The 16527-nt window shown below is 50.8% G+C and carries 12 protein-coding genes and 1 pseudogene; 8 read left to right on the forward strand and 5 right to left on the reverse strand.

All coding sequences use genetic code 11. From position 1 onward, the window contains the following. Positions 1-122 precede the first annotated feature (122 nt). Positions 123-1355 (reverse strand): N-acetylmuramoyl-L-alanine amidase, encoded by a 1233-nt coding sequence (locus tag FIV45_RS09365; RefSeq protein ID WP_099474870.1) that lies wholly within the window; start codon positions 1353-1355, stop codon positions 123-125. A 534-nt stretch (positions 1356-1889) separates the two neighbouring features. Here FIV45_RS09365 and FIV45_RS09370 point away from each other — a divergent pair. The 3 genes from FIV45_RS09370 to FIV45_RS09380 all read left to right on the forward strand — a co-directional run bounded on the left by FIV45_RS09370 (position 1890) and on the right by FIV45_RS09380 (position 7123). After that, positions 1890-4757 (forward strand): Rne/Rng family ribonuclease, encoded by a 2868-nt coding sequence (locus FIV45_RS09370; protein ID WP_099474871.1) that lies wholly within the window; start codon positions 1890-1892, stop codon positions 4755-4757. Between the two features lie 170 nt (positions 4758-4927). Next, a complete protein-coding gene (locus FIV45_RS09375) occupies positions 4928-6358 on the forward strand; it encodes a M48 family metalloprotease (RefSeq protein WP_165777083.1) in 1431 nt (476 codons plus the stop codon). A 54-nt stretch (positions 6359-6412) separates the two neighbouring features. Further along, entirely contained in the window at positions 6413-7123 is a 711-nt protein-coding gene (locus FIV45_RS09380; RefSeq protein ID WP_165777084.1) for a DsbA family protein, read from the forward strand. A 35-nt stretch (positions 7124-7158) separates the two neighbouring features. Here the strand turns inward: FIV45_RS09380 and thiS are convergent. Next, positions 7159-8158 (reverse strand): annotated as a pseudogene (gene thiS / locus FIV45_RS09385) (sulfur carrier protein ThiS). A gap of 151 nt (positions 8159-8309) precedes the next feature. Here thiS and aroQ point away from each other — a divergent pair. From aroQ to aat, 4 genes are read left to right on the forward strand one after another with little or no spacing between them, the layout of a single operon-like run. Continuing rightward, complete coding sequence (aroQ, locus tag FIV45_RS09395; protein ID WP_099474874.1) at positions 8310-8759, forward strand: type II 3-dehydroquinate dehydratase; 450 nt, start codon at positions 8310-8312, stop codon at positions 8757-8759. A 21-nt stretch (positions 8760-8780) separates the two neighbouring features. Further along, complete coding sequence (accB, locus tag FIV45_RS09400; RefSeq protein ID WP_099474875.1) at positions 8781-9236, forward strand: acetyl-CoA carboxylase biotin carboxyl carrier protein; 456 nt, start codon at positions 8781-8783, stop codon at positions 9234-9236. A gap of 13 nt (positions 9237-9249) precedes the next feature. After that, positions 9250-10593: an acetyl-CoA carboxylase biotin carboxylase subunit gene (accC, locus tag FIV45_RS09405; protein ID WP_099474876.1), complete on the forward strand. Its 1344-nt coding sequence runs from the start codon at positions 9250-9252 to the stop codon at positions 10591-10593. A 45-nt stretch (positions 10594-10638) separates the two neighbouring features. Then, positions 10639-11304 carry a leucyl/phenylalanyl-tRNA--protein transferase gene (gene aat / locus FIV45_RS09410; RefSeq protein WP_099474877.1) on the forward strand — a complete coding sequence of 222 codons (666 nt, stop codon included), beginning with the start codon at positions 10639-10641 and terminating at the stop codon, positions 11302-11304. Here aat and FIV45_RS09415 read toward each other — a convergent pair. Genes FIV45_RS09415 through FIV45_RS09425 form a run of 3 tightly spaced genes read right to left on the reverse strand, consistent with a single transcriptional unit; the run spans position 11241 to position 12557 of the window. Further along, positions 11241-11666 (reverse strand): DUF2155 domain-containing protein, encoded by a 426-nt coding sequence (locus FIV45_RS09415; RefSeq protein ID WP_204602346.1) that lies wholly within the window; start codon positions 11664-11666, stop codon positions 11241-11243. The genes aat and FIV45_RS09415 overlap by 64 nt on opposite strands. Before the next feature lie 2 nt (positions 11667-11668). Further along, on the reverse strand, positions 11669-12121 hold the full coding sequence (gene mlaD / locus FIV45_RS09420; protein ID WP_099474879.1) for an outer membrane lipid asymmetry maintenance protein MlaD: 453 nt from the start codon (positions 12119-12121) through the stop codon (positions 11669-11671). A gap of 49 nt (positions 12122-12170) precedes the next feature. After that, a complete protein-coding gene (locus tag FIV45_RS09425) occupies positions 12171-12557 on the reverse strand; it encodes an NADH:ubiquinone oxidoreductase subunit NDUFA12 (RefSeq protein ID WP_204602347.1) in 387 nt (128 codons plus the stop codon). A gap of 312 nt (positions 12558-12869) precedes the next feature. Here FIV45_RS09425 and FIV45_RS09430 point away from each other — a divergent pair, with 312 nt between their 5' ends. Next, positions 12870-16505: a vitamin B12-dependent ribonucleotide reductase gene (locus FIV45_RS09430; RefSeq protein WP_099474880.1), complete on the forward strand. Its 3636-nt coding sequence runs from the start codon at positions 12870-12872 to the stop codon at positions 16503-16505. Positions 16506-16527 lie beyond the last annotated feature (22 nt).

A 16527-nucleotide genomic window follows, 5' to 3' on the forward strand; every position in this document is an offset into this window, starting at 1 on the left:
TGAACTTTATCCCAGCCAACTTGTCATACTTTCCTTTTGATAACGCATAAATATGGCAGTCCCATGTCCTAAGCAAGCAAAACCCGCCATATTCCAATCACGCGGCGTATCGGGTTTGATCTTCATTCTGCATAGGTGGCATATTGTCTGGCGAAGAAGCGATCCGCCGCCTTGACTATAGAGCGGCCGATATTGCGTTGAGTTTCTTTCTGCATCAGCATTTTCGCGTCCTGGCTGTTGGTCAGATACCCCAGTTCCAGTAAAACAGACGGCACATCCAGCCCCTTCAAAACTATCAGGTTAGCGGTTCGATGCGGGTTTGTGCGCACCAACACCACCTTCTTTAATTGTGGCACCAGTTCATTGGCGAACGAGCTGGACAAATTCATGGTTTCCCGTTTTACCAGATCAATCAGGATTGACTGAACTATGTCGATCTCTTCCTCAAGATCCATCCCGGCGATAATATCGGATTTATTTTCACGCCGCGCCAGCGCCGCCGCTTCACGGTCAGAGGCACGCTCCGATAGGGTATAAACCGTCGCCCCCCTTACTTTCGCGCTTTTGAAACTGTCTGCATGGACAGAGATAAACAGATCGGCCTGCAGATTATGGGCAATCCGGGTACGGTTGTGGAATTTGACATAGACATCTGTATCGCGGGTCATGACAACCTGATAACGCCCTGTCTTCTCAAGTTCCTCTTTTATGGTATGAGCTGCGGACAGAACCACTGTTTTTTCCGGGAACCCCCGGTATTTCGTACTGCCAAGGTTCCCTGGGTCATGCCCCCCATGTCCCGGATCAAGTACAATCAGCTTTTTCGTACGCAGGCTTCTGATGTCAGCCGGTTGTGGTTTTTTCGGGGCGGACGCCACCCGGCGTTTGACCGGTCGCTTCGAGGCTTCCTGAAACGCTTTGTTACTTACTTCTTTAAGATCAAGAACAAAACGATAGGGTTTGCCTTTCCGGGCCTTGATCATGAAAGAATTCGCCACATTCACCGGTTTATTTACATCCAGAACAATACGAGACGTCCCGGGTTTAAACAACCCGTACCGATATTGGTCGATAAAGCCGCGCCCCTTAGCCCCGCCTGTGTTATTTTTCCAGGTCACTTCGGTAATATCAATCACCACCCGGTTAGGGTTTGCGAGCGTGAAGACGTTATACTTAATGTTTTGATTAATATCGAGGACAAATCGGGTTTTGTTTTTACTTTGACCGATACGAATATCGGCCACTTGCGGGGCGGCTACAGCATGTGTGGCGATCACATCAACAGACAGGCAACCCGCCAAAGTCAAAAGTGCACATATAATCCCGATGCAGCTGCTTTTAAATTTCCTCGCCATAAAATTCTATCTATCTTAATTAACCTTGCCCGTGGATCATTTTTCGCATGACCGAACATAATTTTTACCTGAAAGTCGTCACTTTAGCAATTTTCCATTAATCAAATATAAAAATAAATGCTTTAGCTATTGTAGATAGCCACCACTATGGTTATGTTATAAACGTTATCAAAAAAAGAGATAATAAAGAAACGACCCCGGGTTTAGAACACCCTGCGTGTCAAAAATGTGCTTTTTAATGCTGATTTTTGAGACCAAAAAAACGGGTCAAAATAATAACTTGAGAATCCCGTATACGGGTTCCACACAAATTGATTAAGAAAATGAATTCTTGCGCCCATAGCATGAAAGCACCTCAACAGTTTATACAGGTCGACCTTCTGTCACACCTATTTGGACTGATTTTTGCTTTCCATAAGTCTCGGGACGCAGCTGAAATAACCCCCACCCTATTAAACAGCCAGAAACCAGCTCGCCATCAAAATGCATTCCGCATTAGAGGTTTGAGCGGTCACGGTTGTGGAGAAAACTTAAATGACATTAAAAATGTTAATCGATGCGACACACGAGGAAGAAACTCGTGTCGCGATCGTCGACGGCAACAGAGTCGAGGAATTTGATTACGAATCTTCTGCAAAGAAACAAATCAAAGGCAATATCTATCTCGCCAAAATCACCCGCGTAGAGCCTTCACTTCAGGCGGCCTTCGTGGAATATGGAGGTAACCGTCATGGCTTCCTCGCCTTTAGCGAAATCCATCCCGATTATTATCAGATTCCGGTTTCCGACCGGGAAGCACTGATCGCGGAAGAAACAGCAGCTTATGAATCTCTTCTGGAAAAAGAAGAGATCGAAGAAGAAGAAATTGTCGAGAAGAAACCGAAAAAACGTGCCCCACGACGCGCCAGAAAACCCGCCCGGGCAAAAACAGACGACACAGAAGTGACGCCAAAAACCCCTGCTGAAGAGGCCGCTGAAACTGAGGACCCGTCTGCCAACACAGAAACTCCCGAAGGGATTGTTCCTGCGGAATCAGTAGCTGAAACTGCATCTGCAGCAGAAGCCCCAGAAGCTGATCACGCAGGAGCGTCTGAAAATGACGCCGCTGGGTCCGATGACAAACCGACGACAAAGGCGGAAAGCGTATCTGATCCGGACACCATCACGGAAGAGGTCACCTCTGACGATCATGACAGTGATGATGAGCCAATTATAGTGGCAGACACGGCCCCATCCAACGTCAAGGAAGTCAACGGCGACGATGACCATGACGAAGACGATGACGATGATACCGAAATCGCCGGCTCTCAAGTTCTTGACGACGAAGAAGCCGAAGAAAAACTGCGTATTAAAATCGCCAAAGGCCTGCGTCGTAAATATAAAATTCAGGAAGTCATCAAGAAAAACCAGATCGTTCTGGTTCAGGTGGTAAAAGAAGAACGCGGCAACAAAGGCGCGGCCTTGACCACTTATCTATCTCTGCCAGGACGCTACTGTGTTCTGATGCCAAATACCCTGCATGGCGGTGGCGTCAGCCGCAAGATCGCCAGCGCCAGCGAACGCAAATCCCTGAAAAAAATCTTGTCCGATCTGGATATGCCAACCGGCATCGCCTGTATTATCAGGACGGCTGGCCACAACCGGACCAAGACGGAAATCAAGCGTGACTTCGATTATCTGATCCGCACATGGGAAGGAATTCGGGAACGCACGTTGAAATCCGTTGCCCCTGTCCTTATCAATGAGGAAGGCGACCTGATCAAACGCAGCATCCGCGACCTTTATACCAGGGACATCGAGGAAATCCTGGTCGAAGGTGAAGGAGGGTATAAAACCGCCCGAAATTTCATGAAATTGCTGATGCCAAGCCATGCCCGCAAGATCAAACATTACACGGACCCGATCCCGCTGCTGCATCGTTATCAGGTGGAAAGCCAGCTCGATTCCATGTATTCCCCGATCGTACAGCTGAAATCCGGGGGCTATATCGTCATCAACCCGACGGAAGCCCTGGTCTCGATCGATGTCAACTCTGGCAAGGCGACCAAAGAACATAATATCGAAGAAACCGCCCGCAAAACCAACCTGGAAGCCGCAGAAGAAGTCGCCCGTCAGCTACGTCTTCGCGACATGGCCGGACTGATTGTGATTGATTTCATCGATATGGAAGTCCGCGGCAACAACAGGGCCGTTGAACAGAAGATGAAAGATTGCCTGAAATCCGACCGGGCCCGTATTCAGGTTGGCCGGATCAGCAGCTTTGGACTGATGGAAATGTCCCGCCAGCGTCTACGCGCCGGGGTTCTGGAATCCAGCACAACCGCTTGCCCTCATTGTGAAGGCGCGGGTGTCATTCGTTCTGTTGAATCACAGGTCCTGCATATCCTGCGGGCACTGGAAGAAGAAGGTATTAAAGGCCGTAATAAAAACGCCACCATCTATCTACCGGAAAAAACGGCAATCTATCTGTTGAATAACAAAAAAGCCAAGCTGGTCAGCCTGGAAGAACAATATGATTTCGCCATCGAGGTCGCCATTGACAGCAGCCTGACCGAAGCCGGTTACCGGCTTGAGCTTCCCGTATCCGACAGCAAGAAAAATGATCGTCGGCCTGTGGCACAGCCGAAGAAATCTTCCGGTCGCGATCATCGCGAACCCCACCAGGGACGGCAGGATCGCGAACAATCCGCCAATGAACGGCGTAACCGTCAACGCAATGAGAACCGCAAAAATCGTGACCGTGGTCCACAAGGTGAAACCGATCAGGAAGATAATGAGTCACCCGACACTGCATCTGACAACCGCCCGGAAAATGCCGCTCCTGAAAAACAGGAAAACAAACCACGTCGCCGGCGTCGCCGTTCCCGTCGCGGCGGGAATTCGGATGCACAGGATACGACCACCGAAACACCAGAGAACGTAGCTGCAGAGGCGACCGTCACTCCTGACAGCGGTTCCGACAACGAGCCGACTAGCGAAGCCAAACCTGCGGATGCAACGACAGAGGAAAAACCCAAACGGCGCAGACGCACCCGCAGCCGTCGCAAGCCGGACTCCGAAGGCGCGACGGAAACGGATTCAGCAGATGCTGGTGCGAAATCTTCTGATGAAAAAACAGAGCCTGATAGCAAGGTAGACACAGACGCGGCGGAGAAAAAACCCGTTCGACGCCCTTATCCGCCACAGGCCCGCAGCCGTAGAAAAGCCGCGGAACCTGCTGAAAAGTCAGCTGAAAAACCTTCTGACAAGGCGCCTGAAAAGGAACCAAAGAAAGCGGTCGAAAAACCTGTCCCTGCCCCCGCGGCTAAGGAAGCGGCACCGAAGCCAGCTCCTGCCAAGGATGTCAGCGACAAACCCGCAGAGCCCAAGAAAAGCGGCTGGTGGCAGCGTACTTTCGGCTGAGCTCAGCGACACCTGCTAAATTAGAAAAGGCCCGGCTAACGTCGGGCCTTTTTTGATGATAACCACGTCTCGTTTCCGGCCTTAACTTCACCACAATGTGACAGCATGCTGTCCTTATTGAATTGACGGAACCTGCAACACAATTTAACGTAGACGCTATGTATATAAATTTGAGAAAATCATTTGCCCATCGGCTGTTATGCCTCACCACCATTGTGACATTAGGCTTCAGCAATTTCAGCTATGCCCGCAGCGGCGGCGGCCTTTCAATTCTGCGTGATGCCGAGATCGAGCATACCATCCGCATGATGTCCGAACCAATTTTCGATGCGGCAGAGCTCGACAAAAACGCGGTCAGCACTTACCTGATCAATGACGACAGCCTGAATGCTTTTGTCGCCGGAGGACAGAATATTTTTCTCCACTCCGGATTGTTAATCACGGCAAAGGACGCCAATCAGGTCATCGGCGTGATCGCCCATGAAACCGGTCATATCACGGGCGGCCATTTGTCCCGCTTTTCTGACGGCGTCAAAAGCGCAACCGTCATGAGTTTGATTGGCGCAGTCCTGGGCGCCGCCGCCATTGCCGCCGGCGCCGGTGATGCAGGTATGGCGCTGATCCTCGGCGGACAGCAGGTTGGCACCCGCACTTTCCTGAAATACAGTCGTACGCAGGAATCCGCCGCAGACCAGGCGGGCCTCACATTTCTTGAAAAATCCGGCCAGTCCGGCGTCGGTCTGATCGACTTCCTGGATTATCTGGGTGATCAGGAACTGATGTCTTCCCGCTACCGCGATCCCTACGCCGGTACCCATCCGGTCAGCAGTGAACGGATTTCTAAATTACGTGACCGGGTCGAAACATCTCCTTATTTCAAAAAACCTACCCCGGCCGCGATTGAACATGAATTCAAACGTCTGCAAGCCAAGCTTTATGGATACCTCAAGCCCCCTTATGCTACTCTGAATAAATATCCACTGAAAGACCAGAGCCTGTACGGCAAATACGCCCGGGCTTTTGCCTATCATCAGAAACATGAACCCGCGAAAGCCTTAAAAGAACTGGAGGATTTGTTGGGCGAATATCCGAATGACCCCTTTTTCTGGGAAACCAAAGGCCAGATTCTCTATGAGAATGGCAAAGTGCGGGAATCGATTCTCCCTTATCAGAATGCTGTGAAAAACCTGCCCGACGAATCCCTGATCCGGGTATCCCTGGCCCAGTCTCTGATCGCCACGGAAGATGACCAGTTCCTGAAGGAAGCAGTACAACATCTTGAATACGCCATATCCCGGGATCGTCAAAATGCCTTTGCCTGGCATCAAATGTCCGTGGCACAGCATCGACTGAATCACGAGGCCATGACATACTATGCCACAGCGGAAAGATTTCTTCTGATTGGCAATCTCCGCGGCGCGATGATCAATGCCCGCCACGCCGTGGACAGTCTACCCAAGAATACCCCCAACTGGTACCGCGCGCAGGATATTCTGGTTGTCACAGAATCCAACATGTCCGACAAACAGCGCAAGAAAAATGATACCGAACAACGCGAAGAAAATCGTAAATCAGATAAAAAACTGGAAAGTACCTCGTAATTTATGCCTAACCTTATTAAAAAAATATCCGCCGGTTTTATCGGATTTAGCCTAATGACTTCTGCCGCTTTCGCAGAAGAACCTGAGCCTTCCCTGTCCCCGCAGCAAAAAGCGGAAATTAATAAAATGATCCGGGATTACATTCTCCAGCATCCGGAAATTCTGCCCGAAGCCATTCAAATTCTGCAGAGCCGCACCAAACGCGCCATGCTGGAAAGCAATTACACCAGACTATATGAAGATGGCTTTAGCTACGTTGGAGGAAATCCGAAGGGCGACGTAGCCATTATCGAATTTTTTGACTACAACTGTGGTTATTGCAAGAAATCCCTGAAAACAGTGGAACGCCTGAAACGCATGGATGGCAACTTGAAAGTCATTTATAAAGAACTCCCCATCCTGAGCGAAACCTCCTATACCGCCGCCAAAGCCGCCATGGCGTCCATGATGCAGGGTAAATACGAGCCATTTCATCAGGCATTGATGCGCAATAGCGGTACACTGACCGAAGAGCGAATCTTTCAGATCGCCACCCAGGTCGGCCTTGATGAGCAGCAACTGGCCAAAGATATGACCAACCCTGTTCTGGAACGCAATATCAGCATCAACCACAGCATTGCAGAGGCCCTACAGATCACGGGCACCCCTGGATTCGTCATTGGAGAAACCATTGTTCCCGGCGCCCTGCCCTATGAAGAACTGGTCAAGGCTGTTGAGCGCACCCGCAGTCTGCAGGAACAGCGGCGCGCCGCCCAGGCTGACTAGGAAAATCTGGCCCTAATATTGGCACGTGGACCTGTTTAAATCAGTCCGGCAAGAGGGGAAGACGGGTCGGCATACATTTTTTTCGGCATCCGGCCGGAGAAATAAGCCGCCCGGCCCGCCTCAACCGCGAGCTTCATCGCCCGGGCCATGAGAATGGGGTTCTTGGCGTCGGCAATCGCGGTATTCATCAATACGCCGTCACAGCCAATTTCCATGGCAACCGCTGCATCAGATGCGGTTCCCACTCCGGCGTCCACAAGGACAGGTACCTTGGCTTGTTCGACAATAAGACGAATTTGTACCGGATTCTGAATGCCAAGACCGGAACCAATCGGCGCCCCCAGCGGCATGATCGCACAGCAGCCCATATCTTCCAGCCGTTGAGCCATAATCGGATCGTCGCTGCAATAAACCATGACCTCAAAGCCTTCTTTCAGAAGAACTTCCGCCGCCTGCAAAGTTTCCACCATATTGGGATACAGGGTTTTCTGATCACCGAGAACTTCCAGTTTCACCAAGTTCCAGCCACCGGCTTCCCGGGCCAGACGAAGCGTGCGCACGGCATCATCAGCCGTGAAACAACCTGCTGTATTCGGCAGATAGGTATATTTCTTCGGATCAAGGTAATCCACCAACATGGGCTGATTAGGGTCGGTAACATTGACACGCCGCACCGCAACCGTGACAATTTCCGCGCCGGAAGCTTCCACAGCCAGTTTGGTTTCCTCGAAATCCTTATATTTTCCGGTGCCGACAATCAAGCGCGAGTTATACTCTTTTCCGGCAATATTAAAGGTATCATTTAAAGATTTCGTCATATTATTTCCCACCACCTATGAAATGTACAATTTCGAGTCTGTCGCCATTCTCGACGGTGACATTTTGATAAGTTGTTTTAGGTACGATTTCAAGATTTCTTTCAACTGCGACCTTAAGCGGGTCGAGCTGCAACCCTTCGAGAAGTTGCGCCAGATTCTGGCCAGCCTCGGTCTTATGAATATCTCCGTTTATGGTAACCTCAATCACACTCTTCATTCCCGGTTTTAACTATGCAGATTTAATTCAATCCTTTATAGTCCGCAAATATAGCAGGTCAAATGTATATTCTGGTTTTCAAACTGTCTGTAAAACATTATACAGGTCAATCATTATACATTCGACCGGAAAAGAATAAACACGGGTTGGCATGACAAACGTCGTACAAAAAAACATTTTGGTTCTCAATGGCCCTAATCTCAATATGCTGGGCAGTCGAGAGCCTGAGATATATGGCACGGAAACCCTGGCCGATATCAAGGATATCCTGGTAAACCGGGCCAGCGACTATGACTGCGTGATTGACTTTCGCCAGAGCAACAGCGAAGGCGAACTGGTTAGCTGGATACAGGAAGCCCGCGGAACAGCATCCGCCATCATCCTAAATGCCGGCGCCTATACTCATACGTCTATTGCGTTGCTGGACGCTCTGCAAACCGCGGAGCTTCCCGTGATAGAAGTGCATCTTTCCAATGTGTTTAAAAGGGAAAAATTTCGTCACACCTCCTATATCTCCCCGGCGGCTGTCGGTGTGATTTGCGGGTTTGGCGCAAAAAGTTATTGTTTGGCGCTCGACGCGCTGCAGGACATATTAAGTTAAAAAGTAAAAGGACTGTTATAAATGTCAAAAATGTTTGTGGATCGGGATATTATTAAGGATTTGGCGACATTGCTCAATGATACGGATCTCAGCGAAATCGAGGTTCAGGATGGCGAACGCAAAATCCGGGTAGCCCGCAATGTAACGGTTACCGCCGTGGCTCCCGTGGCCGCAGCCGCCCCTGTTGCTCCCGTGGCCGCCGCGGAAGCCGTGGCCCCCGTTGCCGCAGCTGACAAAGATCACCCCGGAGCCGTGACATCCCCGATGGTGGGCACCGCCTATACCGCACCTGACCCCGACAGTCCTGATTTTATCAAGGTTGGCGACAAGGTTACCGCCGGTCAGACGCTTCTCATTGTAGAAGCCATGAAAGTCATGAACCAGATTCACGCCCCTAAAGGCGGCATTGTCACAAAACTGCTGGTTGAAAATTCCCAACCGGTTGAGTTCGGCGAAGTTCTGGTCATTATCGAGTAACGGATGTCTGTATATGTTTGACAAAGTATTAATAGCGAACCGGGGCGAAATTGCCCTCCGTATTCACCGGGCCTGTCAGGAAATGGGGATCGCCACCGTGGCGGTTCATTCCACAGCCGATGAAGACGCCATGCATGTGCGGCTCGCCAACGAAAGCGTCTGTATCGGACCACCAGCGTCCAAAGACAGCTATCTGAACATCCCGGCAATCATTGCCGCCGCCGAAATTACCGGCGCCGATGCGATCCATCCGGGATATGGCTTTTTGTCTGAAAATGATAAATTTTCCGAGATTATCGCCGAACATAATATCGAATTTATCGGCCCGTCCGCCGATCATATTCGTCTGATGGGCGACAAGATTTCAGCAAAAGAGACCGTCAAAAAACTCGGCATCCCCGTGGTTCCCGGTTCAGACGGCGAAGTCCATGAAATCAAGGAAGCCATAAAGATTGCCAAAAGCATCGGTTTCCCCGTGATCGTCAAGGCGGCCTCTGGCGGCGGCGGACGCGGCATGAAGGTCGTGCACAGTCAGAATGAACTGGAAAACGCCATCATGTCCTGTAAGAAGGAAGCAGGCGTTTCCTTCGGTGACGATGCGGTTTATCTGGAAAAATACCTTACCTTGCCACGCCATATCGAATTTCAGATCATTGCCGACAAACACGGTAATGTCTGTCATCTTGGCGAACGCGACTGTTCCCTGCAACGGCGTCACCAAAAGGTGCTTGAAGAAGCCCCTTCTCCGGCGCTCAATGAAGAAGAACAGGCAAGAATGGGCGAAGTGGTGCGTAAAGCCATTCAGGGCCTTGGGTATGTCGGCGCGGGTACAATCGAATTTCTCTATGAAAACGGGGAATTCTTTTTCATTGAAATGAATACCCGTCTTCAGGTCGAACATCCCATCACCGAAATGATCACCGGCATTGATCTGGTGCGTGAACAAATTCGTGTTGCCGCCGGAATGCCGCTGTCTTTCAGTCAGGAAGATGTCAAATTCTCCGGCCATGCCATTGAATGCCGCATCAATGCGGAAGACCCGTTCACCTTTATGCCAAGCCCCGGTCGAATTGGCGACTACCATACCCCGGGCGGGCTCGGGGTACGGGTGGATTCAGGCATCTATTCCGGTTATAATATTCCCCCTTATTACGACAGCATGATCGCCAAGCTGATCGTACATGGTAAAACCCGCAATGAATGTCTGATGCGGTTACGCCGGGCGCTGGGTGAATATGTCATTGATGGCATTAAAACCACTATTCCCCTGCATCAGGCCCTGATCCGCGAGACGGATTTCATCAACGGCGCCTATGATATTCACTGGTTGGAAAACTATTTGAATAACCTGGACTAACCAGATCGACAGATCAACGAAAAATGCTGCGCGTGGACATGACACATGAGCTCAGAGACTGAAATTTCAGCCGAACTTTTGCTTCATGCCTACGCGCAGGGCATTTTTCCCATGGCGGAGACCGCCCTGTCCAAGGACATTTACTGGGTTGACCCTGAATTACGCGGCGTCATCCCGCTCGATGATTTCCATATCCCCCGTAAGCTGGCCCGCAAAATTCGCCAGCAGCCCTTCGACGTTAAGGTCGATACCGCTTTTGATCAGGTGATCGCCGCCTGTGCCACGTCCAACGCCGCCCAAAACCGCGCAGAAACCTGGATTAATGAACAGATCACCGCGCTTTATAGTGAATTATTTGAGGCCGGTTGGGTCCATACGGTGGAATGTTGGCAGGAAGACAAGCTTGTCGGCGGCCTTTACGGCGTTTCCATCGGTGGCGCCTTTTGCGGTGAAAGCATGTTCCATACTGTGACAGACGCCAGCAAAATCGCCCTGGTTTATCTGGTGGGGCGCCTGAAAGCCGGGGGCTATCGCTTGCTCGACACCCAATTCATTACCCCTCATCTGGCCCAGTTTGGCGCACAGGAAATCCCGCGGGCGATCTATAAAGAATTACTGGAAAAGGCTTTGGAAGTGGAAGGCGACTATTATTCGTTATCCGGCCGGGCAGGACCGGAAACCATTTTACAGTCTTTCACCCAAACATCATAAACCGGGTGTTCCAGGGGTGACAGGGCTGGACTGGAAGCAAACATCCAGCCGGAAAAGACTTTTCTGGTTTGCTTGTTATGTCCCACATCAATGATTTCGAGAAACGCCACACTCTCCGGGGCTTCTTCCGGCGGGTTGGAACGACAGGTCCGCAAGGTAATGTCCAATGTGCCAAAATGCACAGTTTGATCCTGCCGGATTTCGATGGTGGTCAGTTGAGTTGTGATTTTATCCAGGGCCGCCAGCACCACGGTTGGCACCTCTTGCGTGCTGCTATAGGTTTCCTGCGCCAACAGTCCGGGGGGCAGAGACAAACTCCCCAGAAGCATTATTGCATATGCTATAGGACTGCAGCGTTTCATGATTACTCTTTGCCTTTGTCGGACCCGGCGAACTTGTCCAGAAGATTCAGCAGGTCCACAGACCCTTGAGTGTTAGGAATTTCATCACCCTCTTCCAGCATGATATCATCTTCCGATCCTGGATCAAGAACCAGATAATTGCCGCCAAGCAGCCCCTCAGAGGTAATTTTGGCGAACGTGCTTTCGGTCAATTTAATCTTGGGGTCAATGCTGATCTGCACCACGGCATAAAAAGTTTCTGTATCCAGATACTGATCCACGATTGTACCAACTTTGATGCCACTGATTTTGACATCACTGCCCACAGACAGGCCATCAATTTTATCAAACTTGGCGATATAGACCTTGCCGCCATTTGTTGACACGCCGGAATGACTGAAGGCGAAATAAAGAAAACTGCTGGCAATAACCAATACAATCGCCCCCATCAAGGTTTCTACCAGATTATTCCTCATAACACTCCGCCTCTTTTATTATATCGCATGCACCAGATTATACGGTCCCTCAGGACCCTGGTGTCCAGGCTTCATAGTCGCCTGTCGTTTTTTTACGCTTACCGCCTTCATTAAGGCTGCCGGTGGGGTAGTAAGCATGTACCGTGCCTGTCATATTAGGCTCCAGTTCCTTTTCCCATTCTTTCCGCACCGGCTTTTTCTCAGCCGGGGTATAATCTACCGTATGATGCAACCACATATGCCACTCCGGTGGAATTTTAGAGGCTTCGACATCCGTTTTGAAAATCACCCAACGTTTGGAGCCCTTTTTTTCCTTATAATAGACATTCCCCTGAACATCTTCGCCGACTTTCTCACCGTTGAAGAAAGTGTGAACCAATGTTCCGATCGTGGCCCCGTACCACCATCCACAAATGCGTCTGATTAAAGCAATCATCGTTATTTCCCGACTAAAATAAACATATTTATCCTGCCTTCTATACCTTGTGGGTTCCCTGACCACAACCCTAAAAGATTTTCGGGCGATATTAAGGCTGTTAAGAAATATTTATAAGAAAAATCGGTTAATTTATTAACAATAGCCCGAGCACAGGCAATCCCTCACCCGACTCATCCAGCGGCACCACATATAGCTAAAGTCAACCTTGATGAGCACAATATATGTGAAAAAAAGCCTATTTTTAAACAAACTTTTATATTACTCTTTTTTCAATCAAAAAAATCAAAATGGATATGTCGAGGACCCAAAATGAAGATCAACCGCCGTTTTACTTCTGCCGACCAATCACCCTACCACGGAATCGATTTCAGAACCGCGGACAGCGAGATTCGAAATCCTGACGGGACGACGGTTTTTGAGTTAAAGGGCTTTGAAGTTCCGGCTGACTGGAGCCAGGTGGCGGCCGATATCCTGGCACAGAAATACTTCCGCAAGTCCGGCGTGCCTCAGTGCCTGAAAAAGGTTGAAGAAAATGACGTGCCAAGCTGGCTGTGGCGTCACAAGACAGACGAAACGGCAATGAAGAAAGTTGCCACCGAGGACCGCTATGGCCCGGAAAAAAGCGCCAAACAGATTTTCGACAGATTGGCCGGCACCTGGACCTATTGGGGCTGGAAAGGTGGCTATTTCACCGCAGAAGAAGATGCCCGCACCTATTTCGACGAACTGCGCTACATGCTGGCCCGTCAGATGTGCGCGCCTAATTCGCCGCAATGGTTCAATACCGGTCTGCATTGGGCGTATGGCATCGATGGCCCGGCGCAAGGACATTATTATGTTGACCATGAAACCGGCAAGCTGACCAAATCCAAGACAGCCTACGAACACCCGCAACCCCATGCCTGCTTTATTCAGGGCGTCAGCGACGATCTGGTCAATGAGGGAGGCATCATGGATCTCTGGACCCGCGAAGCCCGCCTGTTTAAATATGGTTCCGGCACCGGCAGCAACTTTTCCAACATCCGCGGCACCGGCGAACCTCTGTCAGGCGGCGGCAGTTCTTCCGGCCTGATGAGTTTCCTGAAAATTGGTGACCGGGCGGCCGGCGCGATCAAGTCCGGCGGCACCACACGACGGGCCGCCAAGATGGTGATCGTTGATGTGGATCACCCTGATGTATCAGAATTCGTCAAATGGAAAGTGACCGAGGAACAAAAGGTTGCTTCCCTCGTCGTCGGATCCAAGATCACCAAACAACATATGAAAGATATCCTGAAGGCCTGCCATTCAAAAGAGGTCGATGAAGAGGATCGCCTGAGCCCGAAAACCAATCCGGCGCTGAAAACCGCCCTGATTGCAGCCCGCAACTCTCTTGTCCCCGATGCCGTCAGTCAGCGGGTTATTCAATTCGCCCAGCAGGGTTTCACCCAGATCGAATTCGACACCTATGATACAGATTGGGATTCAGAGGCCTATGTCACCGTTTCCGGGCAAAATTCCAACAACACCGTACGGGTAACCGACGATTTCATGGAAGCTGTTCTGAATGACAGCGACTGGAACCTGATCAGTCGTCGCGACGGCAGCACCACCAAAACCCTCGCCGCCCGTGAACTCTGGGATGATATCGCCCTTGCCGCCTGGCAGTGCGCCGACCCCGGCCTGCAATATCACACCACCATCAATGACTGGCATACCTGTCCGGAATCCGGTGAAATCCGTGCGTCTAACCCCTGTTCGGAATATATGTTCCTGGATGACACCGCCTGCAATCTCGCCTCCCTCAATCTGATGAAATTCCGCTCACAGGACGGCGAATTCATGATTGATGACTTTGAACATGCTGTGCGTCTATGGACCGTGGTGCTCGAAGTGTCCGTGATGATGGCCCAGTTTCCGTCAAAAGAAATCGCCCAACTGAGTTACGACTATCGCACCCTGGGTCTCGGATTCGCCAATATCGGCAGCTTTATCATGGCGTCCAGCCTGTCCTATGACAGCGACGAAGGCCGGGCGCTCTGTGGTGCCATATCCGCCCTGATGACCGGTGTTTGTTACGCCACATCTGCGGAAATGGCGTCTGAACTCGGCGCTTTTGCCGGATATGAGAAAAACAAAGACCATATGCTGCGGGTTATCCGTAATCACCGTACGGCCGCACTCGGCGAGACGCAGGGCTATGAACAGCTTTCCACCCTGCCCCTGCCTCTGAATATTGTCAATTGTCCACAGCCAAAGCTTTCTGTTGCCGCCGGGATGGCCTGGGACCGGGCGCTGGAACTTGGCAACTTGCATGGCTATCGCAACGCCCAGACAACCGTAATTGCCCCCACCGGCACCATCGGCCTGGTGATGGATTGCGACACCACCGGCATCGAGCCTGACTTCGCGCTGGTGAAATTCAAAAAACTTGCCGGCGGCGGCTATTTCAAGATCATCAACCGCATGGTGCCGGAAGCCCTGAAAAATCTTGGCTATACCCCTAAACAGATCGATGAAATTGCAAAATATGCCGTGGGGCATGGCACTTTGGAAGATGCTCCAGGCATCAACCACGATATCCTGCGCAACAAAGGTTTTGGTCGGGTACAACTTGATACGCTCGAACAATCGCTCGAAAGCGCCTATGACATCACTTTCGTTTTCAACCAATGGACATTGGGCAAGGAATTTTGCATTGATGTCCTCGGCTGTACGGAAGAACAGCTTGCCGACATGAACTTCAATATGCTGACCCATATGGGATTCAACAAATCGGCGATTGATGAAGCCAATGAATATTGTACCGGAACCATGACCTTGGAAGGCGCACCTCATCTAAAGGATGAGCATCTCGCCATCTTCGATTGTGCGAACCCCTGTGGCAAGAAAGGCACCCGTTTCCTCTCTGTCGACAGCCACATCATGATGATGGCCGCCGCACAGCCGTTTATTTCCGGCGCCATTTCCAAGACCATCAATATGCCGGCCTCGGCCACGACGGAAGATTGCAAGGAAGCCTATCTCAAGTCATGGAAACTGGGTCTGAAAGCCAATGCATTATACCGTGACGGCTCTAAACTCAGCCAGCCGCTAAGTTCTGCCCTGCTGGATGTGGAAGATCTGGAAGAAGATCTGCCGTTGCCAGAAAAAGTTCAGGTTTATGCCGAGAAAATTGTCGAAAAGATCGTTATGCAGTCCGACCGCCGCAAGATGCCGGGCCGCCGCAAGGGCTATACCCAAAAGGCCTCCGTTGGCGGGCATAAGATCTACCTGCGCACCGGCGAGTATGACGACGGCACATTGGGTGAAATATTCCTCGACATGCATAAAGAAGGCGCCGCTTTCCGCAGTTTGATGAATAATTTTGCAATTGCCCTCTCTATCGGGCTGCAATATGGCGTGCCGCTAGAAGAATTTGTCGACGCCTTCACCTTCACCAAGTTTGAGCCGTCAGGCCAGGTGGTCGGTAACGACGCCATTAAAATGGCGACGTCTGTCCTTGATTATATCTTCCGGGAACTGGCGGTCTCTTATCTGGGGCGTCGGGATCTGGCTCACGTCAACACGGACGACCTTACACCGGACACCATTGGCCGCGGTGATCAGAGCCTCGGGAGTGATCCGGCGACTAATGAGGCGCTTGATCGGGTGATCTCCTACGCCAGCACCGGCTATGTGCGGCGGAATAATCTTTATGTCCTGAATACCGCCGGAGAGGATAAAACCCAGGTGGAAGCCCGCGATGTAAACCAGGAACAGGTTTATGAAACCAAGAAAATGGCTTCTGGCAGTACCGGCGGCAACATCAGCAGTAAAGCAGATATTCGGGCGTCCCGCGCCATGGAAGCCCGCATCAAGGGATATGAAGGCGACGCCTGCACCGAATGTGGGAATTTCACCATGGTGCGCAATGGTACCTGTTTGAAATGTGACACTTGTGGCACCACCAGTGGCTGTTCTTAACAGGAATTAAACATTTATTTTA

Source organism: Paremcibacter congregatus, assembly GCF_006385135.1.
GTDB lineage: Bacteria > Pseudomonadota > Alphaproteobacteria > Sphingomonadales > Emcibacteraceae > Paremcibacter > Paremcibacter congregatus.

Coding starts and splice junctions, on each gene's coding strand:
- FIV45_RS09365 (WP_099474870.1), bottom strand. CDS start 1,355: ATGGCGAGGAAATTTAAAAGCAGCTGCATCGGGATTATATGTGCACTT.
- FIV45_RS09370 (WP_099474871.1), top strand. CDS start 1,890: ATGACATTAAAAATGTTAATCGATGCGACACACGAGGAAGAAACTCGT.
- FIV45_RS09380 (WP_165777084.1), top strand. CDS start 6,413: ATGACTTCTGCCGCTTTCGCAGAAGAACCTGAGCCTTCCCTGTCCCCG.
- aroQ (WP_099474874.1), top strand. CDS start 8,310: ATGACAAACGTCGTACAAAAAAACATTTTGGTTCTCAATGGCCCTAAT.
- accB (WP_099474875.1), top strand. CDS start 8,781: ATGTCAAAAATGTTTGTGGATCGGGATATTATTAAGGATTTGGCGACA.
- accC (WP_099474876.1), top strand. CDS start 9,250: ATGTTTGACAAAGTATTAATAGCGAACCGGGGCGAAATTGCCCTCCGT.
- aat (WP_099474877.1), top strand. CDS start 10,639: ATGAGCTCAGAGACTGAAATTTCAGCCGAACTTTTGCTTCATGCCTAC.
- FIV45_RS09415 (WP_204602346.1), bottom strand. CDS start 11,666: ATGAAACGCTGCAGTCCTATAGCATATGCAATAATGCTTCTGGGGAGT.
- mlaD (WP_099474879.1), bottom strand. CDS start 12,121: ATGAGGAATAATCTGGTAGAAACCTTGATGGGGGCGATTGTATTGGTT.
- FIV45_RS09425 (WP_204602347.1), bottom strand. CDS start 12,557: ATGATTGCTTTAATCAGACGCATTTGTGGATGGTGGTACGGGGCCACG.
- FIV45_RS09430 (WP_099474880.1), top strand. CDS start 12,870: ATGAAGATCAACCGCCGTTTTACTTCTGCCGACCAATCACCCTACCAC.